This window comes from Pseudomonas palleroniana (assembly GCF_022836895.1).
In the GTDB taxonomy this organism is placed as follows: domain Bacteria; phylum Pseudomonadota; class Gammaproteobacteria; order Pseudomonadales; family Pseudomonadaceae; genus Aquipseudomonas; species Aquipseudomonas palleroniana.
Window position 1 is genome coordinate 4,147,897 of the sequence record NZ_CP092411.1, and the last position, 16,913, is coordinate 4,164,809.

Consider the following 16,913-nt stretch of genomic DNA (forward strand, 5'->3'; position numbering starts at 1 on the left):
GCTTCACACATTGAAAACACGCGCAACCGTCATTTGCGCACATGAGGGGCATATCCTCTTCGTGCGCAAAGTCCGATCAAAATGGGCCTTGCCGGGCGGCAAGGTCGAACCCGGCGAACGCCCCGTGGGCGCGGCCGAACGGGAGTTGCACGAAGAAACCGGATTGAAGGTCGACGGCCTGCTCTACCTGCAGGAACTGAAAACCAGTGACACCGAGCACCACGTGTTTGAAGCCTCCGTGATCAACCTCGCGGACGCGCGGCCCTGCAACGAAATCATCGATTGCCGGTGGCACCCCTACACCGCGGTGGACGACCTGGACACCACCAACGCCACCCGGCATATCGTCAAAGCCTTCCTGCGTCGCCTCTGACCCTTGCATCCCTGCCTCTACGCCCTGCCGTTCGACAAAGGAATTGACGAACGCGGCAGCGCCATCAGCCGTTACGGCAGCAATGGATAGGTAGTCGCCCCGCTCAAGACCGCGGCTTACTCCCCAGCCCTTGCGTCACCTTATCCCTGGCCTTCCCCTGCCCGCGCTGATAAAGCGCCTCAACCAATTTCTGCCGCTCATCCTGAGGCAAATTACTCGCAAACTGCGCCAAGGTATCGTCCACCAACGCCCGAAGCGCAACATCCGCCTCACGTGCCTTGGCCAATTCAGACACCAGCACCGCGCGGTCCAGCGTCGGCGCCTCCAATTGCTTGATCACCCCCAGCCGGGCTTCACGACCCGCCATGATCAACGGCTGGCTGTCGGCACGGTTGTGGCGCAGCAACTGACGCAACTCCTTACGCCGCTCGACGGGCAACTTGAACATCGCCTGGCGCAGACCATGCTGGTTGACCACCGCCTCGGCAGGCGCGGCAACGGCCATCCAGTGATAGAGGCCGCCCGCCACCCCGCCAATCAAAAATACGTTGAGCAACACTGAGACGACCAACCACGGCTTAAGGGTTTTGGCTGTCATTGCTCGGTTTCCTCGGCGTTGACGGTAAACACGACGTCGGCATCGCCTTGATCGAAGACGCTGGGCAACACTTCGGATGACAACATCGGCAGCGGCACGCTCATCGACGCCACCAGCACCCCGGCAGCGATACCGGCAATGCCCACGCCCACCAGACCGGCCGGTGACAACCAGTTGGCATAGCGCGACCAGAATGACCTGCGCTGCACAGCCGACTGACGAATTTGCCGCACCAGTGCGGGGTCGACGGGCGCCAGTTGATGGCTGTCCATCTGCTGATCGAGCCAACTCGCCGCATTCAGTGCTTCGCGGGCGCCAGGGTCGCCGCTGTCGAGCAAGGCGCGGGCCGCCGCTTGATCGGCAACGGGCCAGCGGTGCAGGCTGGCGCCGTAGGCATCGGCCAGATAAGCAAATCGTTCAAGTGTCATGGTGTTCCCCTTCCTGGGCGGGCGAGCCCGGGTGTGTCGGCAAGTTGACTGCGCAACTGGCGGCGGGCCCGCGACAGCAGGCTCTCCAGTGCCTCGACGCTGATATTCATCAGGGCCGCGGCGTCGATGTTCGACAGCTCCTGGTAATACTGCAACACGATGGCTTCGCGCTGACGCTCCGGCAAAGCCGCCAACGCGGCGGCCATGCGGGCGCTGCGCTGGCTGGTTTCCAACTGTTCCTCAGGGGACGGTGCGCTGTCCGCCAGTTCCAGCACCTCTTCCTCATTCAACGGGCGTTCTCTGCGTCGACGCAAGCGGTCATGGCACAGGTTGAGCGCCACTCGGTGCAGCCAAGTGTCGAAGCGCGCTTCACCGGCACGCCAATTGGCCGCCTGGCGCCAGATCCGTAGAAAACTTTCCTGAGCCACGTCCCTGGCCTCGTCGGCATCCCCCAACAGCCGGCCGGCAAGCGCCAGCAACCGCGGCAGCTTGCGCGTCACCATTTCATTGACCGCGGCGGCTTCGTTGTTGCCGATACGTGCCAGTAGCTCAACGTCCGGATCAGTGTCTTTCAATCGGGTAATACTCGGTCCGGGGAGTTAGGTTTCAGCGAATCCAATGCCCTTCGCGCCAGTACCAGTTCGGCCCACGCGATTCCCAATGGCCTGGCTCCCACCGGGCATTGCGCATCACCGGTTGCCAGTGGCCAGGCACCCAGGCGTAGGCACCGTGTTCCCAACGCCAGTGGCCGCGATCCCAGGCGTATCCGGGGCGCTCGGCAGGGATCACTTCGACACGCTCTGCCGGTGGTGCCTGGCGGATAATCACTTCGGTCTCGGCGAAAACCGGGGTGCTGACAAACGCGGCGAAAGCCAGCGGAGCCAGCACGGCACAACGCAGTTTGGTCAGTGAGTTCATGGCAACTCCTTCATACGGCGAGCGAAAGTGCACGCTGCTGATGGGTTGAACGCCAGGCGCAGGAAAATCCGTCGCAGAAAAAACAGGTTTTTTTCCACACGGTGGCCCAGAGAAAGTATTGCCCAGGGAATCACAGGGCTTGATGAAAAGTTTGCAAGCATTGCGACGGATTTGTGTCGGTGGTTGCGTTCAAGGAGTGACGCAGAACACACCAAGAGGAAACATCATGTCCCGTCGCCTATATATGCTGGTCGCCGCCCTGTTGATCGTGAGCCTCAGCGGTTGCGTGATCCTGCCGGAACACCGGCATTGCTGCTGGCGCTACTACGGCGCCGCCACTCCCACCACCAGTACCGTCAACAGCTAACCCATCACCGCAAAGCCACGGCGCCCGGCCTTGATCTCGGTGCGCAACTCGCCAATCAGGTTTGAGATGGAACGGATGCTGTCCAGACCTTGGGGCGAGACCCGAGTCAACAGCAGCTCGACACGGCCAGACTCCGGCTCGAACACACGAATGCGCAGCGAACCGTCGCTGTTGAGGCTGCAATCACACGCCAGCGGCAGGAACCCGGCGGCCATGATGCGGTTGAATTCGACGATCGGAATCATGATAAAGCCCCGTCCGTGGATGCATCCCTGAATGTGTGATGTAAACAGCGTAGATAAGCTTTTGCCTGCTACCGAACAATTAACTCAAAAGTGTTAGCTGTGCCTCACTATGCCCAACAAATACTGGTGTGCTGGCGCCAGAAACCCAGCACACGACCTCTCGTCTGCGGCTTTCGCGAAGGCTTGACTCAGGGCTTCGCTCACAAGACGCTGTTGGCTTTTAGCATCATGCGAGCCGCCGCCCATGAACATCGATGCTCCACGCCTGCCCGACAGCGACGTCTACAAGACCCTGCTGGAGTCGACCAAGGCTATCCCTTGGCGCATTGATTGGCAGACCATGACCTTCAGCTATATCGGCCCGCAGATCGAGACGTTATTGGGCTGGACGCCGCAAAGCTGGGCCAGCGTGGATGACTGGGTTGAACGCATGCACCCGGACGACCGTGAATATGTGGTGAATTTCTGTGTGTCGCAATCGCGTGCCGGGGTCGACCACGAGGCCGATTACCGCGCGCTCACGGTGAATGGCGATTACGTGTGGATTCGCGATGTGGTGCACGTCGTGCGCAAGGACGGTGAAGTGGAGGCGTTGATCGGCTTCATGTTCGATATCAGCGAACGCAAAAAGACCGAGGAACACCTGATCCGCCTGCAAAAACAACTGGAGGAGTACTCGTTCCAGGACGGCCTCACCGGCATCGCCAACCGCCGCATGTTCGACACCGTGCTGGAACGGGAATGGGCCAGTGCGCTGCGCAGCCGGTTGCCGCTGTCGTTGCTCATCCTCGATATTGATTTCTTCAAGCAGTACAACGACCACTACGGCCATATCAAGGGCGACGAGTGCCTGCGCCAGGTGGCGCGCACCCTGGCCCAGGCCGCCAACCGGCCCCGGGATTTCATTGCCCGTATCGGCGGCGAGGAGTTTGTCTGGCTGTTGCCGGAAACCGACGCCGCATCGGCTCGGCAGGTTGCCCAGCGTTGCCTGCATTTGATTTGCCAACAACAGATCGAGCACGGGTTCTCGCCGGTGTCGAACCTGCTGACATTGAGCCTGGGCGTGGGCACCCACATCGTGACACCCGACAGCAACGTGTTGGGGTTTGTCGAATCCGTCGATAAGTTGCTCTATCAAGCCAAGCACAATGGCCGGATGCGAGCAGAGTTTGCCGACATAGAAGTTTGACGCCGAGAGCAAATTCCGGGCAAAAAAAATCCCAAGTAGCTGATGGAAACTTGGGATTTAAAAATGCATAAACCGTGGGAGGTGAACGCCCGGCTATAGTAACGGTTGTTAAAACCTGCAACAAGATTATTTTAATCCTTTCGTCGGATTAAAAGCGCCGTAAGTCATTCAATATCCACACATTTTTTAAGGTAGCCAACGCCATAAGTGCCACTTTTTGGTGCAATAAGCGCTGATTAAGCGTGCACACTTCGCCCGCTTATTTCCACTCTGTAATTGGGGTTATTGGTTATAACGGCGCAACACTTTCGGCATAACGTTTTTTGAGTTGCTTGCAGGCTTCTGGGGATTCCAGGTTCGTGGACGCCGCCACACGGGTCACACTTTCAAGGTGCTGGCAGAAAGCCAGACGCTCTGCAACCTGCTCCCGCTCTCGGTCAACCTCAGCGTTGAGGCGCATGAAATAAGTGCCCAACAGCACCGCCACGCACACAACCCCGATCGCAAAAGAGCGAAAGCCGCTTGAGGATGGGGGTTCTGGTTGATTCATGTCTCGCAAGCGTCCTGCTGGAGTGACTAGAAGCGTCGAATTGTATGCACATTGAAACCTACTCATTGTCGTGGATTTGTAAAAACCGTGTGACTACAACATTTCTGTCAGCTGCTTACGGCGAAACTGCCCGGGCGTCATGCCCTGGGCCTTGCGGAAGCAGCGGGAGAAGTAGGCCTCGTCGGTAAACCCGCAACGTTGCGCTATCACCCCGATCAGTTGGGTGCTGTTCAGCAACAACGTGCGCGCCAGTTGCATGCGGCGGTCCAGCACCCACTGGGAGAAGGGTTTCCCGGTTTCCTTGCGCAGCAGGTGCGTCAGGTAGTTGGGCGATAGAAATGCGGCGGCGGCCGTATCGGTAAGGTTGAGACTGGGTTCGTGGATATGCGCGCGGATATAGCCTTGCACCCGCGCCAAGGCGTCCTTACGCCCGCGCCGGATAGCGTTGTTGGCGGCAAACGCTTGCAGCGGCTCGGCGTACTGCTCACAGACCAGGCCAATCAGTTGAAACAGGTAGCCCTTGAGCCTCTCGCGGGCACCAAAAGTGCGGTGAGTGTCGAGGGCGCGCATATGGGCCAGCCAGGTTTTGACTTCTTCGAACGCGGCATCATCGAGGATAAAGTCCAGTTGCTCCTGAAAGCGAAACGGCGATAGCTCTGGTGCCTGGCCGATAGGAATGTCCTCCAGGTCCAGCGGATCACAACTCAGTTGCGGCAGGAAAAACGCCTGGCTGAAGTTGATCAAGATGAACTCGCCATCCTCAGGATGGGGAATCACATGCAGGCGATGGGGCAGGATGAACGCCAGGGCTTTACGCGGAAACGGTCGCACCGCCCCACCGATATGCTGCACGGTGTCGCCACCGAGGTTGATCTGGATCTGGAAGTATTCGTGCCGATGGGGGCTGGTCAGCGCCGCCCGTCCGCGTTTGTCGCGGATATAGAAGTCGGGGCGGTCGCTGCGTTGTTCCATGCCGTAGGTGGTGACGCGGGTGCCGGGCATAGCGCTGTCTCGGGTGGCCAGGGCACCACTTTAGCCTCAACCGTTGCCGAGGGTGAACCTCAACTCGCCAACGCCGTCGATGCCGGCCGTCACGGTATCGCCCGGTTGCAACGCGCCGACACCGGCGGGCGTGCCGGTGAAGATCAGGTCACCGGCCTTGAGCGCGACGGATCGGGAGGCGTGGCTGATCACTTCGCTGACCGACCAGATCTGGTCAGCCAGGTCGCCGAGCTGGCGCTGTTCGCCATTGACCTTCAGCCAGATCTTGCCGGTGGACGGGTGCCCTACCGCGCTCACCGGCTGCAACGCCGTGCTGGGCGCCGACTCATCGAAGGCTTTGGCCCATTCCCACGGGCGTGAGAGCTTTTTCGCCTGGGCTTGCAGGTCGCGGCGCGTCAGGTCGATCCCCACGCCATAGCCCCAGATGTGGGAAAAAGCTTCATCAGGGCTGATATCCACCCCGCCCTTGCCGATGGCCACCACCAATTCCACTTCATGGTGCAGGTCGGAGGTCAGCGGCGGATAGGCGATCACACCTTCGGCCGGCACCACCGCATCCGCCGGTTTCATGAAAAAGAACGGCGGCTCGCGATCCGGGTCATGCCCCATTTCCCGGGCGTGTTCGCTGTAATTGCGACCAACGCAGAACACGCGACGCAGGGGGAAACGCGCATCGCTGCCCTGTATGGCCAGGGATGGGGTTTGCGCGGGGGGGAATACGTAATCGGTCATGGCCTGTGCCTCCTGGTTTACCTGGCACCAGTATGGCGAGCGGCCTCCGGGGAAAGTTGGACAGGCTTACGCAGATTTTGCACTGCCCGGTGCAAAACGCCCAGGGGCTACTTGCGCGCCACCTTGTAGCGCAAGCAGTCCTGATAGAAGCTCTGGCGAATCACCTCAGGCTTGAGCCGGGAACGGCTGTCATAGGTCTGCTCGGTGATGCCCATGGCCATCATGCGCATCCACGATTTGCTGAACTTGATTGTCTGGATCTTCTGGCGCGCCGCATACAACGACACGCCCGCCAACTTGAGCTCCTGAGCCCTGGCCGCCGTACCGGCGCCCCAACTGCACATGTACTTGTCACCCTCGCGCAGTTCCCTTGCCTGCACGGCAGCCGTACCACCCGCCAGGGAGCAGGCAATCAGCATGATTCCAACAGTGCGCATTCGCATCCCCACCTAACCACCTGAAAATAAAAGCGATTCTGGCGAGGATTTTGTTACAAAGGGGCCATTAAATTGCCTTATTGCGTCGGCATTTACTTTCGTCTCGATCAATCACCCCCACGCCACCACCAACAACCCCACCCCCAACACCAGACACAACGGCGAATAAACATACGTATCCAACCGTGCAAACCTCGACCCGCCCACCTTCTTGAAAAAACCCACCAGTTCCGAGTCCCCAATCGCCCTGGCAAACATGACCACGGCGATCGCGCTGATGCCCCACTGCAACGCCCCATGGGACACCGGCGAAAAGTACAGCCCGGCCCGCAAGCACACGAGCAGCGCAATCGCCACCAGCCCCATCGCGACCAGGAACGTGGCCAGCGCCGAGGGTTTGAACGCCGGCCTCGGCCCGCTGGCGAATTCGCCCGGCAGTTGAGGAATGGCAGCGAGCATGCCGAGTTTGCCACCGGCGGCCCAGTACAAATGCACCATGCTGATGCAGGTAAATACGCCAACGATCCATCGCGCGATGAAAAAGCTCATGGCCGGCTCTCTCCAAAAATGTGCGATTCAGGATAGTCGCCCTGGGATTTTTTGTAGGCATTTCGTCGGCGGCTGATGGTAAAGTGCCGCCCCATGAAACTTGCCCGTACCGACCGCTCGCTCATTGCCTGGATGCTCTACTGCTGCGTCCTGTTCAATGTGTTCGCCTGCAGTATTGGCCATGGGCAGATGCTGGGGATGCAGCTCAACGGCATCGGTGGTCAGTTCTGTACGGTAGACCCGCGCACTCAGGCCCCCACCCCAACCCGGTCCACTGACGAGAACCTGCCGACGCTGTCCAAGGCGTTCGGTTGCCCGCTGTGTTCCACCGGCGGCATGGGCCCTGCGCTCAACACCCATTTGAATGTGGCCGTGTTGCCACAACCGCACGCGCCGCCTGCGGCTGTGGTGTTTGCCGCTGACGTTCCTGCCCGCTTCACCTGGCCCACGGCCCACCCGCGCGCGCCTCCCGCTGTCGCCTGATCCTTCGCTTTCCGATCTGCACCGCTCACCGTTCCCCTCGGGTTTACGGGCGGCTGTGCGTTGTTTTCAAGCTGAGTTTTTCAGGATTCAACCATGAAACATTTACCCCTGTTGGCGGGCCTGTTCGGCTGCCTGCCTGTCTGTGGCTGGGCACTTGAACTGGCCCCCACCACCATTGATGGTGAACAAAGCACCGAGCCTGGCCTGGCGCTGGATCAGCCCAGCGGCATGGCGTCGCGCCTTGGCCTGAGTGTGCGGGAAACCCCGGCGTCGGTGGCCATCGCCAATCGCAATGATATCGAGCGCCATGGCGCCAAGACCTTCCGCGATGCGGCTAATACCCTGCCCGGCGTCAACGCCAGCGCACCGCCGGGGTTTGGTGGGTTTGTGTCCTATCGGGGCTTTACCAGCAGCCAGATCACCCAGATGTTCAACGGTATCAACGTCGCCACCGGCCTGGCGCGGCCAGTGGATGCCTGGATCTATGACCGGGTCGAACTCGTCGGCGGGCCCTCCTCCTTGATCAACGGTGCCGGCTCCGTGGGCGGCTCGTTGAACTATGTGACCAAACTGGCAACCCGCGAAGAACAGGCGGCTGAAGGCCAGCTCACCTACGGCAGTTACGACACCGCCGGTATGGCCTTGGGCCTCAACCACGCCCTGACCGAACCCGGCGCCGAGGTGCAGCATTACGCACGCCTGGACGTCAGCCGTAATACCAACCACAGCTACATCGACCGCGACCAGCGCGATGCCTGGAGCCTGGCGTTTTCCGTGCTCAGCGACTTGACGCCCCACCTGTCGCACACCCTGGCGCTGGAATACCAGGATGAGCATGAGGACAGCCCCTACTGGGGCACGCCGGTGCTCAACCCCAAGGCCGGCGAATTGAAGATCGACCGGCACAACCGCTTCAACAATTACAACGTCGGCGATGGCCGATACGAACAGCGCACGATCTGGGCGCGCTCGATCATCGACTACCGGATCAACGACAACACCACGCTGAAGAACACCCTCTATCACCTGGACAGCCAGCGCGACTATCGAAACCTGGAAACTTACCAATACAACGCCGACAACAGCGCCGTGAATCGCTCGACCGCGTATCAGGTGCGCCACCAGGGTGAGCAGAACGGCAACCAGTTCGAACTGCGTCATGACAATACGTTGTGGGGGCTTTCGACCACCTGGTCGGGCGGTTTTGAATACAAGGTCAACAGCACCACCAACCACCCGCTGAACGTACCGGGTAAAAGCACGGTCGACCCGAACCACTACGACCCTGGGCACTTTTACGACATCCCGGGCACCCGGCCAGGGTTCGTACCGGACAAGACCAATGCAGTGACGACCCAGGCACTGTTCGCGGAAAACCGCCTGGGCCTCACCGATAAACTCTCGTTGCTGACGGGCCTGCGCTACGACGCCATCGACCTCGACGTGACCAACCACCGCCAGATAACGGCCACCAATCCGCGTCACTTCAAACGCCGCTGGGAACCAGTGACCGGCCGCGTCGGCCTGACTTACCAGTTCATCCCGTCGGCTAATGTGTATGTGCAATACAGCACGGCGGCCGAGCAACCATCGACCACCACCCAAGTCTTCGATGTGTCCACCGGCCGGCAGTGGGAGGTCGGCAGCAAGTTCGACTACCTGGACGGTCGCGGCTCGGCCACCGTTGCCGCCTACAGGATCGAGCGCAAGGATTTCGCCGTCACCGACCCGCTGGATCCGAACAACAGCATTCCGGTGGGGGCGCAATCGTCCAAAGGCATCGAACTGGCCAGCTCACTGCGGATCACGCCCCGACTGTTGGCGGAAGGCAACTTTGCCTGGGTGGATGCCGAGTACGATGACTTCAATGAGAAACTTGCCAGCGGTGCGGTGGTATCACGCAAGGGCAACACGCCGACCAACGTGCCCAAGCGCGTCGGTAACCTGTGGCTGACCTATGATTTTACCGAGGCTTGGCAAGGCGGTGTGGATGCGCGGTACGTCGCCGAGGTGTATGCGGATAACGCCAATACCCTCACGGTGCCGGCCTATACGTTGTTCGGCACATTCCTGCGCTACAAAGTGGACGCCCATACCTCGGTGACCGGCCGGGTGCGCAACCTGACCAATGAGGTATATGCCGAGTTTGCCCATGTATCGCCGGCGTATTACCTGGGGGCGCCACGCACGTTCGAGTTGGCAGTGCAAACCCGGTTCTGAACCTGCAATGTAATCAAACATGTGGGAGGGGACTTGCCCTAATGCCAGTCAGTCAAATGGTGGGATGTAGAACACATCATCTGTAGTGAGCGGGCTTGCCCCGCGCTGGGTGGCGCAGCCGCCCCAACAAGGACGCCGTGGTGTTTCTGAAAGACCGAGGCGCCCGGGTTTGGGGCGGCTGCGCCACCCAGCGCGGGGCAAGCCCGCTCACTACAGAGTTTGGTGCGGCAGGCTCTCTTAACTGACCAGCATTAGGGCGACTTGGCTGCAGCGCGTGTCGTTATTTCAGGCTTGCCTCGACTTTGCTCGCCACATCATCCGTCACCCACGCCTTCCACACTTCGGGATGCGCCTTGAGAAACGCCTGGGCCACTTCCCGGGGTGGCGTGTGATTTTCGCTCATGGTCGCCAAGGCTTTGTTCAGCGGGTCGATGGGGAACTGCACCTTGGTAAAAAACTCCGCGATCTGCGGATGTTCTTTCTGGAACGGCGTCGACACGCCAATGCTCAACTTGGACGCCAGCGAACGCGTTGGCCGTGGGTTAGGGTTGTCCGCGTCGGTCAGGGTCTTCCAGGCCTCGGCATCAAACGCCGGTTCCTCCAGCTGGATCAGCTTGTAACGCCCCATCAGGGGCGTTGGCGACCAGTAGTAGAACAGCACCGGCTTGCCGCGACGAATCGACGAGGCGATCTCGGCGTCCAGTGCAGCGCCCGAACCGCTGCGGAAATTCACATAGCTACCGTCCAGGCCATACGCCTTGAGCTTTTGTGCGTTGACCACTTCCGAGGTCCAGCCGATCGGGCTGTTGAGAAAGCGCCCTTTGCCAGGTGACTCAGGGTCCTTGAACACCTCTTTGTAGCGCGCCAGGTCCTGCACGGTCTTGAGGTCCGGCGCCAGGGGCTTGAGACCTTTGGCGGGATCGCCCTTGATCACGTATTCCGGCACCCACCAACCTTCCGTGGCGCCCCTGACCGTATCGCCCAGGCCCAGCACCTTGCCTTCAGCCTCAGCCTTGATCCATACGGGACTGCGGCCGGCCCACTCTTCGCCGATCACCTGGATATCGTTTTTCGCCAGGGCGGTTTCCAGGGTGATGGTGGTACCGGGCAAGGTGTCGGTGGGCAGGTCGTAGCCCTTCTCGACGATAAAACGCAGCACCTCGGTGATCAGGCTGCCGCTTTCCCAATTCAGGTCGGCAAAATGCACCGGTGCCTGAGCGGCGGATACCGGCACCGAGGCCAGCGACAGACTCAAGGTCGTCAGGGACGCTGCCAACAGCGATTTCAATCCTTTCATGCCTTCACCTCGCATTTTCGCAGCCATAGCGGGCGGCTTTGCTGCCAATGCGCGAAGCCTCTGAATAGTTAAGTCAACTCAACTGTAGTAGAGGTTCCAAAAGAGCAAGATACACAGCGTGTTCAGGGTTACTCACTGGCCTTGAAGGTCACCAGTTCACCCTTGCGCCACTTGGCGGCCTTGCCGGTCACGGCCTTGAGGGTCTTGGTCAGGCCTTCCTGCAGTTGTTCATTGGCGGCAAACACCAGCATCACGCTGTGGCCTTCCTTGAACAGGATGCCCTGGCCTTCGGCCGAGGAGACAAACGCATAATCGCCCAAGCCGTACACCGTCAACTTGATATCGCGAAACTTGAGTTCGAACTTGCCACCTTCACGGCTGGGCAATACGGCTGCGCGAAAATGGTCGCCGACCTTGAGTTCCAGGCGTGGTTTGTCGTCCACGACCATTGCCGTTTCGGTATCAATCTCGGCGATATAAATACCTTCCGGCGTCTGTTCAGTGACATAAACAAAACGGGATTGAAACTGCTTGACCAACTTTGCGCGCAAATCACCCAGCACGAATAACGCGTGCATATCCAGATTACTGACTGCCAAGGAAACGCCCCCACATCAAAAAGGCGCTGTCCGCTGAAGCGGGCAGCACAAAAAAACGGCCGTTACGGCGCGATCACACATTCGTCAAAAAACTGAAGAGACCCCGCTGGGGCGCCATAAGACTCGTACAGTCGGGCGCGACAGACCTTGTGCAAGGGCCATCCGGTACCACAGCAGATCACAGGTTCAACAACCCGAGAATACGGGTCGACCAACTTCAGAGAATAACCTTATTAAAAACGCAGTTTCTGACACCTGACACAAAAGAAAAGACTCGAGCATGGAACCAGGCGTGAACTGCCGACGACAATACTAAAACAGCAACACCGAACAAAACCACCCGAAACGCTGCTGATGGGTCAACATGATCGAGCGACAGGAGCTGACGATGAACCGACCTCAACACGACGCTACGTCTTCGCGCATTCGTTCAACATGTCATGATGGGCGCCAATACTACTGCCTGCACAACCCCGATGGGTACTTGAATTCGGTCCTTTATCAGGTGGTTCCGGCCGGAAAGAACTTTTTTCATATTCTTGAAGTCACCAGCGGCAGGGTCAAAGGCTTTCGCAGTGACCATATCCAGGCCTGTGAGTTGGCCAAACAGCTTGAGGCCGGGCTGCAAGCCTTTCAGGCCGGGATTGTTGCGACGCAGGAATGACCGACCGGCACGGCGTACACAGCCCTCAGGGCTGCCTTGGATTCGCGCACGCTCGATTGAGGATAATCCGATAGAACTCTGCCGGGGCCAAAGCCTCACATGCACAACAACCCTCATCCTGCATGGAGACCCCACCATGGACGCGCCTATCCCCACTCTTGAAACCCTGTTCGAACAACTGGGCCTGGACTCGACGCCGCAAGCCATCGACGCATTTATCGCCGCCCATCCGCTGCCTGACGACGTGAAGTTGATCGACGCCCCGTTCTGGACGCCGCAACAAGCACAATTTCTCAAGGAAGAACTGCGTGAGGACGCCGATTGGGCGATCCCGGTGGATGAACTGAACCAGCGCCTGCATCAACCGCAATAACGCACACCTCAGTGCAGGCTGTCTGACTTTTCCAGGTTCATCAACGCTTGCCAGGCAGCCCTGCACTCCTCTGCTTCATCGCGGCTGGCGAACGCCGTGCCGCGTTGCTCGCCATTGAGCAATACCACCCAACAAGCCTTCTGGCCCAGCTCACGCAGGGTGGCAGGCACGCCGCTGCCGATCATCACCGCCACATCGACTTTGTTTTGCATGGAGCTTCTCCGTCGCATTAGTTAGCTGGCTAACAATGTTCAGCATGCTACGGTTTTCTGCCAGTAGGAAAAAGCTATCCCCGGAATAGCTGCGTTGCATAAACCGCAACAATCACTGGCGATGGGTCTTCGCGGCTTCGGGTTTGTAGCCCAGGCGCAAGCCGCCCCAATGCCGGCCCATGACCATGATCGGCACCGACAAATCGTGCATCAGTTCGCCTGTGTCACGCGTGTAGGTTTGCAACAACACGGCTTGTTGATGGCTGCCACAACGAATCCCCGTACGGTCATCAAACTTGCGCTTGGTGCGATTCTGCACCGCGTCGACCTGGGCATCGCCGGTCAGGGCGTGGGAAAACGCCTTGTTGTGGGTCGGCACGTAGCCTTGAGGAGTACAGGCGATGGCAAACACCAGCCCTTCATGGCGCGGTAGCAAGGCCTCTTGGATCGCCGGCAGCACCTGATCGGTGTAACCGTCAAAACGCGTGTGGTACTTGCTCGGGCTGGTATTCGGGATCGGGGTATAGCTGCGGTCGAACAAGTCCTCCAGGCTGATGCGATTCTGCTGGATATCGGCCTCGAACTGTTCGGCAATGCGCGCGGCACCTTCTCGGGCCAGGTCATAGATACGCTGGTGATAGTCATCCAGCCCGACTTGCGCCAGGCGCTCGCTGATCGTTTCAGCCTGGCCTTCCATTTGCACGGCAACCTCGGCCAACTGGCGGGTTTGCTGATCGCTTTCCGACAAATCGCTGCGCATCTGTTCCACGGCATGGAACAGGCTGTCGAGTTGCGCCTGGTTGGTATCGGTGCCTTGGGCAATTTCATTGACCTGCCCTTCCACACCCGCAGCCAGGCTGGCGATGCTTTCCAGCTGTTCGCCGGCCTGCTCCACCCGCTCGACGCCGATGTGCAGGTCCGCCGACAACTGGCGAATCTGCTCCACCACCTGGGCGGTGCGCTGCTGGATATCGGCGACCATCACGCCGACTTCATCGGTGGCGGAGGCCGTACGCCCGGCCAGGCCGCGCACTTCATCGGCCACCACGGCAAATCCACGCCCATGCTCACCGGCACGCGCGGCCTCAATCGCCGCATTCAACGCCAACAGGTTGGTCTGGCTGGCGATGGATTGGATCACCAGGGTCACGCGCTGGATCTCTTCACTGCGCTGGCTCAACGCCTCGATCAGTTCGCGGCTGGCATTGGCGCGTTGGCTGAGTTGGCGCATGCGGGTGATCGACTCAGCCAGCACTTCACGACCTTCGGTGCTGCGTTGGTGGGCCTGGCTGGCCGCCTCCAGGGCCTGACGGCTGAGTTGTGCGGTCACCTGCTCGGTGCCGATCATCACTTCGGCACTGCTGACGATCTGCCTGGCGGCACCCAGCTGCGACTGCACCCGCGCCGCCAGTTGCTTGACCGAATAGGCCACGCCCGCAGCGGAAAGCGCGTTATGACTGGTGGTATAGGACAGATCGCGGGTCAGCTCGCCTATCGCATCGACGGCCTGGGCCGGTGCCACTCGTGGTGTACGAGCTTTGAGGGAAGGCAGCCAGATGACCAGCAAGGCCAGCGGCAGGCAGAGGTATATCGGCAAACCGGCGAACGCCAGGCCCAGCAGTACCAGCACCAGGGCAGTGCTCTGCAAAAATGGCGTCAGCCAGCGGGGGAGCGCGCGCGTCACCGTGTGCGGCGGCACTGATGCGCCCATCAGAGATCCGTCTCCAGCCATCGTCGTTACCCCGCTGCTTGTCGTTATTGTTTCTGCATTAAACGCCACTATCGAGCCATTATCCATGGGCCTTTAGTGGGAGAACCTGCAGTAGATCAATAACCAGGGTGTAACGGATATTTCTCGGGGGAGCCGACGGGACGGCCCCCCGCTCACCGCATCAGGCTTGACGCTGGTGCTTGTCGATCTGCTCGTGGCGCTCTTGCGCTTCGATGCAGTACTTGGTGGTCGGGCTGATCAGCAGGCGCTTGAGGCCGATAGGCTCGCCGCTGTCATCACACCAGCCGAAGGAGTCTTCCTTGATACGCTCAAGGGCGCGCTCAAGTTGCGGCAGCATGCGCTGGTCGCGGTCGATGGCGTTTACCAGCCAGGTGCGCTCTTCTTCAACGGAAGCGGCGTCAGCCGGGTCGGCCGGGGTGTCCAGGCTTTCAATGGCGATGCGGTTCTGTTCAATGCGCGCGTGGTGTTCCACTTTCATGTCTTGCAGCATCTGCTCGAAAAAAGCGTGCTGTTCGGCATTCATGTAGTCATCTGCCGGCATGGCCAGCAACTTTTCCTTTGTCATTGATTTCTCTATAAAAAATACGTGCATTAAGGCGAATAAGGGAGCGTTCCGGTCGACCTCTGCAGGTCTCGGAAGGGCGCCATCCATTCCAAGCGCCACCCGGCACTCAATTTACGAGGGGCGGCAGTCTAAGGCCGACTTGAGAGCGCAGCAACTGAAAAGACAGGCAATTTTTCCGAGATAACCCCCAGAAGCATCAGGACGGGCTCGGAGAATGGTCATCGGAGTGCGTTTATAGCAGGAAAGTTCGTGAAACAGCTATAAGCCGCAAGCTGCAAGCGACAAGCTGTAAAGCTCGGCTTGCCGCTTGTGGCTCATGGCTGCTGACTTGCGGCTGCGCGTCAGCGCTTGAGCTTGCGCTTGTTGCGGTATTGGTCGATGACGACCGCCACCACGATGATCAGGCCCTTGATGATGTCCTGGATATACGCATCCACGCCCACAAAGGTAAACCCGCTGGCCATCACGCCGAGGATCAGTGCGCCGATCACCGTACCGGTAATGCGCCCTACCCCGCCCGTCAGGCTGGTGCCGCCGATCACAGCGGCGGCAATCGCATCCAGCTCGTAGGACATGCCCATGCCGGCCTGGCCGGAGGCGGCGCGTGCCGAGGCCACCACACCGGCCAGCCCGGCAAGCAGACCGGCAATGCTGTAGACAATGATCAGATGACGCTTGACGTTGATACCCGAGGTACGCGCCGCCTGCATGTTGCCGCCGATGGCATAGGTGTACTTGCCGTATTTGGTATAGCGCAGGGCAATATGGAAGATCACCGCGACCACCAGGAAGATGATCACCGGCATGGCGCCATGGCCGATTGCGGTGTACGAATCCGACAGCATGCTCACCGGCTGGCCTTCCGTGTAGTAACGCGCCAGGCCACGGGCCGAAACCATCATGCCCAGGGTGGCAATGAACGGCGGGATACCGGTGACGGCGATGATACTGCCGTTGATCGCCCCCGCCAGCAGCCCCACGCCCAGCCCCATCGCCACCGGAATCCAGACCGGCAGATCCGTCAGGCTGGGAAACACTGCCCGGGAAAAATCGGACGTCTGCGCCAGGCTGGCGGCGATCATCGCCGACAGTGCCAACACCGAGCCCGAGGACAAATCAATACCGGTGGTGATGATCACCTGGGTCACGCCAATCGCCAGCAGACCGATGATCGACACCTGCAGGATCATCAGCACCAGGCGCTGGGAGTTCATCAGGAAACTCTGGTCGCGCACGATCCAGCCAAACAGTTCGAACACCAACCCGATGCCGATCAGCACCAGCAAAATACTCAGCTCGGTGGGCAGGCGTCGACGGTTCTTGGCCGGGGCCGTGGCCGGTTTGTTTTCTGTTATCGCATTCATAGCCAATCACCTTCTT

At 59.8% G+C, this 16,913-nt stretch carries 23 protein-coding genes; 7 read left to right on the forward strand and 16 right to left on the reverse strand.

Going from position 1 to position 16,913, the window contains the following annotated elements:
- Window positions 1-10: 10 nt before the first annotated feature.
- On the forward strand, window positions 11-373 hold the full coding sequence (locus MJP36_RS18770; RefSeq protein ID WP_090371550.1) for an NUDIX hydrolase: 363 nt from the start codon (window positions 11-13) through the stop codon (window positions 371-373).
- A gap of 103 nt (window positions 374-476) precedes the next feature.
- On the opposite strand, the gene MJP36_RS18775 is transcribed toward MJP36_RS18770, so the two are convergent.
- Genes MJP36_RS18775 through MJP36_RS18790 form a run of 4 tightly spaced genes read right to left on the reverse strand, consistent with a single transcriptional unit; the run spans window position 477 to window position 2,317 of the window.
- Entirely contained in the window at window positions 477-971 is a 495-nt protein-coding gene (locus tag MJP36_RS18775) for a periplasmic heavy metal sensor (protein ID WP_090371552.1), read from the reverse strand.
- Window positions 968-1,399: a hypothetical protein gene (locus MJP36_RS18780; RefSeq protein WP_205343643.1), complete on the reverse strand. Its 432-nt coding sequence runs from the start codon at window positions 1,397-1,399 to the stop codon at window positions 968-970. The genes MJP36_RS18775 and MJP36_RS18780 overlap by 4 nt, the downstream gene beginning before the upstream one ends.
- Window positions 1,396-1,974 carry an RNA polymerase sigma factor gene (locus tag MJP36_RS18785; RefSeq protein WP_198761908.1) on the reverse strand — a complete coding sequence of 193 codons (579 nt, stop codon included), beginning with the start codon at window positions 1,972-1,974 and terminating at the stop codon, window positions 1,396-1,398. Before MJP36_RS18785 ends, MJP36_RS18780 begins: the two co-directional genes overlap by 4 nt.
- Before the next feature lie 31 nt (window positions 1,975-2,005).
- Entirely contained in the window at window positions 2,006-2,317 is a 312-nt protein-coding gene (locus MJP36_RS18790) for a YXWGXW repeat-containing protein (protein WP_244383726.1), read from the reverse strand.
- 226 nt (window positions 2,318-2,543) lie between these two features.
- On the opposite strand from MJP36_RS18790, the gene MJP36_RS18795 reads away from it, so the two are divergent.
- Window positions 2,544-2,684, forward strand: a complete 141-nt coding sequence (locus tag MJP36_RS18795) for a hypothetical protein (RefSeq protein ID WP_178126884.1) — start codon at window positions 2,544-2,546, stop codon at window positions 2,682-2,684.
- Here MJP36_RS18795 and MJP36_RS18800 read toward each other — a convergent pair.
- Window positions 2,681-2,929 (reverse strand): DUF1652 domain-containing protein, encoded by a 249-nt coding sequence (locus tag MJP36_RS18800; protein WP_090371558.1) that lies wholly within the window; start codon window positions 2,927-2,929, stop codon window positions 2,681-2,683. The two genes, MJP36_RS18795 and MJP36_RS18800, sit on opposite strands and share 4 nt — an antisense overlap.
- A gap of 244 nt (window positions 2,930-3,173) precedes the next feature.
- On the opposite strand from MJP36_RS18800, the gene MJP36_RS18805 reads away from it, so the two are divergent.
- Window positions 3,174-4,118 (forward strand): sensor domain-containing diguanylate cyclase, encoded by a 945-nt coding sequence (locus MJP36_RS18805; protein WP_244383727.1) that lies wholly within the window; start codon window positions 3,174-3,176, stop codon window positions 4,116-4,118.
- Between the two features lie 289 nt (window positions 4,119-4,407).
- Here MJP36_RS18805 and MJP36_RS18810 read toward each other — a convergent pair whose 3' ends face one another.
- The 5 genes from MJP36_RS18810 to MJP36_RS18830 all read right to left on the reverse strand — a co-directional run bounded on the left by MJP36_RS18810 (window position 4,408) and on the right by MJP36_RS18830 (window position 7,388).
- Entirely contained in the window at window positions 4,408-4,668 is a 261-nt protein-coding gene (locus tag MJP36_RS18810) for a hypothetical protein (RefSeq protein ID WP_060757156.1), read from the reverse strand.
- A gap of 93 nt (window positions 4,669-4,761) precedes the next feature.
- The gene (locus MJP36_RS18815) at window positions 4,762-5,670 is read right to left on the reverse strand and encodes a helix-turn-helix transcriptional regulator (RefSeq protein WP_244383728.1); all 909 of its coding nucleotides are present in this window, start codon (window positions 5,668-5,670) and stop codon (window positions 4,762-4,764) included.
- 36 nt (window positions 5,671-5,706) lie between these two features.
- Window positions 5,707-6,402 (reverse strand): fumarylacetoacetate hydrolase family protein, encoded by a 696-nt coding sequence (locus tag MJP36_RS18820; protein ID WP_244383729.1) that lies wholly within the window; start codon window positions 6,400-6,402, stop codon window positions 5,707-5,709.
- Window positions 6,403-6,509: 107 nt separating this feature from the next.
- A complete protein-coding gene (locus MJP36_RS18825; RefSeq protein WP_090371566.1) occupies window positions 6,510-6,839 on the reverse strand; it encodes a hypothetical protein in 330 nt (109 codons plus the stop codon).
- A 111-nt stretch (window positions 6,840-6,950) separates the two neighbouring features.
- Window positions 6,951-7,388: a DUF3995 domain-containing protein gene (locus MJP36_RS18830; protein ID WP_060757160.1), complete on the reverse strand. Its 438-nt coding sequence runs from the start codon at window positions 7,386-7,388 to the stop codon at window positions 6,951-6,953.
- 93 nt (window positions 7,389-7,481) lie between these two features.
- Between MJP36_RS18830 and MJP36_RS18835 the strand changes: the two genes are divergently transcribed.
- Entirely contained in the window at window positions 7,482-7,871 is a 390-nt protein-coding gene (locus MJP36_RS18835; protein ID WP_060757161.1) for a DUF2946 domain-containing protein, read from the forward strand.
- A gap of 93 nt (window positions 7,872-7,964) precedes the next feature.
- Window positions 7,965-10,091: a TonB-dependent receptor gene (locus MJP36_RS18840; protein ID WP_244383730.1), complete on the forward strand. Its 2,127-nt coding sequence runs from the start codon at window positions 7,965-7,967 to the stop codon at window positions 10,089-10,091.
- Between the two features lie 280 nt (window positions 10,092-10,371).
- Here the strand turns inward: MJP36_RS18840 and MJP36_RS18845 are convergent, their stop codons facing one another.
- Window positions 10,372-11,388: an ABC transporter substrate-binding protein gene (locus tag MJP36_RS18845; RefSeq protein ID WP_060757209.1), complete on the reverse strand. Its 1,017-nt coding sequence runs from the start codon at window positions 11,386-11,388 to the stop codon at window positions 10,372-10,374.
- Window positions 11,389-11,516: 128 nt separating this feature from the next.
- On the reverse strand, window positions 11,517-11,966 hold the full coding sequence (locus tag MJP36_RS18850) for a hypothetical protein (RefSeq protein ID WP_060757163.1): 450 nt from the start codon (window positions 11,964-11,966) through the stop codon (window positions 11,517-11,519).
- Window positions 11,967-12,375: 409 nt separating this feature from the next.
- Here MJP36_RS18850 and MJP36_RS18855 point away from each other — a divergent pair, with 409 nt between their 5' ends.
- Window positions 12,376-12,651 (forward strand): hypothetical protein, encoded by a 276-nt coding sequence (locus tag MJP36_RS18855; protein WP_244383731.1) that lies wholly within the window; start codon window positions 12,376-12,378, stop codon window positions 12,649-12,651.
- A gap of 136 nt (window positions 12,652-12,787) precedes the next feature.
- Window positions 12,788-13,024 carry a DUF2789 domain-containing protein gene (locus MJP36_RS18860; protein ID WP_060757165.1) on the forward strand — a complete coding sequence of 79 codons (237 nt, stop codon included), beginning with the start codon at window positions 12,788-12,790 and terminating at the stop codon, window positions 13,022-13,024.
- A gap of 8 nt (window positions 13,025-13,032) precedes the next feature.
- On the opposite strand, the gene MJP36_RS18865 is transcribed toward MJP36_RS18860, so the two are convergent.
- From MJP36_RS18865 to MJP36_RS18880, 4 genes are all read right to left on the reverse strand, one after another.
- A complete protein-coding gene (locus tag MJP36_RS18865; RefSeq protein WP_060757166.1) occupies window positions 13,033-13,236 on the reverse strand; it encodes a hypothetical protein in 204 nt (67 codons plus the stop codon).
- A gap of 112 nt (window positions 13,237-13,348) precedes the next feature.
- Entirely contained in the window at window positions 13,349-15,034 is a 1,686-nt protein-coding gene (locus MJP36_RS18870) for a methyl-accepting chemotaxis protein (RefSeq protein WP_425226320.1), read from the reverse strand.
- Window positions 15,035-15,128: 94 nt separating this feature from the next.
- Complete coding sequence (locus MJP36_RS18875) at window positions 15,129-15,533, reverse strand: TraR/DksA family transcriptional regulator (protein ID WP_060757168.1); 405 nt, start codon at window positions 15,531-15,533, stop codon at window positions 15,129-15,131.
- 341 nt (window positions 15,534-15,874) lie between these two features.
- Window positions 15,875-16,897, reverse strand: a complete 1,023-nt coding sequence (locus MJP36_RS18880) for an ABC transporter permease (RefSeq protein ID WP_060757169.1) — start codon at window positions 16,895-16,897, stop codon at window positions 15,875-15,877.
- Window positions 16,898-16,913 lie beyond the last annotated feature (16 nt).

Bases quoted from the DNA above. Each gene is read 5' to 3' on its own strand.
- MJP36_RS18810 (WP_060757156.1), bottom strand. From the start codon at position 4,668: ATGAATCAACCAGAACCCCCATCCTCAAGCGGCTTTCGCTCTTTTGCG.
- MJP36_RS18855 (WP_244383731.1), top strand. From the start codon at position 12,376: ATGAACCGACCTCAACACGACGCTACGTCTTCGCGCATTCGTTCAACA.
- MJP36_RS18790 (WP_244383726.1), bottom strand. From the start codon at position 2,317: ATGAACTCACTGACCAAACTGCGTTGTGCCGTGCTGGCTCCGCTGGCT.
- MJP36_RS18830 (WP_060757160.1), bottom strand. From the start codon at position 7,388: ATGAGCTTTTTCATCGCGCGATGGATCGTTGGCGTATTTACCTGCATC.
- MJP36_RS18820 (WP_244383729.1), bottom strand. From the start codon at position 6,402: ATGACCGATTACGTATTCCCCCCCGCGCAAACCCCATCCCTGGCCATA.
- MJP36_RS18865 (WP_060757166.1), bottom strand. From the start codon at position 13,236: ATGCAAAACAAAGTCGATGTGGCGGTGATGATCGGCAGCGGCGTGCCT.
- MJP36_RS18860 (WP_060757165.1), top strand. From the start codon at position 12,788: ATGGACGCGCCTATCCCCACTCTTGAAACCCTGTTCGAACAACTGGGC.
- MJP36_RS18845 (WP_060757209.1), bottom strand. From the start codon at position 11,388: ATGAAAGGATTGAAATCGCTGTTGGCAGCGTCCCTGACGACCTTGAGT.
- MJP36_RS18825 (WP_090371566.1), bottom strand. From the start codon at position 6,839: ATGCGCACTGTTGGAATCATGCTGATTGCCTGCTCCCTGGCGGGTGGT.
- MJP36_RS18800 (WP_090371558.1), bottom strand. From the start codon at position 2,929: ATGATTCCGATCGTCGAATTCAACCGCATCATGGCCGCCGGGTTCCTG.
- MJP36_RS18815 (WP_244383728.1), bottom strand. From the start codon at position 5,670: ATGCCCGGCACCCGCGTCACCACCTACGGCATGGAACAACGCAGCGAC.
- MJP36_RS18835 (WP_060757161.1), top strand. From the start codon at position 7,482: ATGAAACTTGCCCGTACCGACCGCTCGCTCATTGCCTGGATGCTCTAC.
- MJP36_RS18775 (WP_090371552.1), bottom strand. From the start codon at position 971: ATGACAGCCAAAACCCTTAAGCCGTGGTTGGTCGTCTCAGTGTTGCTC.
- MJP36_RS18850 (WP_060757163.1), bottom strand. From the start codon at position 11,966: ATGCACGCGTTATTCGTGCTGGGTGATTTGCGCGCAAAGTTGGTCAAG.
- MJP36_RS18780 (WP_205343643.1), bottom strand. From the start codon at position 1,399: ATGACACTTGAACGATTTGCTTATCTGGCCGATGCCTACGGCGCCAGC.
- MJP36_RS18880 (WP_060757169.1), bottom strand. From the start codon at position 16,897: ATGAATGCGATAACAGAAAACAAACCGGCCACGGCCCCGGCCAAGAAC.
- MJP36_RS18875 (WP_060757168.1), bottom strand. From the start codon at position 15,533: ATGACAAAGGAAAAGTTGCTGGCCATGCCGGCAGATGACTACATGAAT.
- MJP36_RS18795 (WP_178126884.1), top strand. From the start codon at position 2,544: ATGTCCCGTCGCCTATATATGCTGGTCGCCGCCCTGTTGATCGTGAGC.
- MJP36_RS18840 (WP_244383730.1), top strand. From the start codon at position 7,965: ATGAAACATTTACCCCTGTTGGCGGGCCTGTTCGGCTGCCTGCCTGTC.
- MJP36_RS18805 (WP_244383727.1), top strand. From the start codon at position 3,174: ATGAACATCGATGCTCCACGCCTGCCCGACAGCGACGTCTACAAGACC.
- MJP36_RS18870 (WP_425226320.1), bottom strand. From the start codon at position 15,034: ATGGATAATGGCTCGATAGTGGCGTTTAATGCAGAAACAATAACGACA.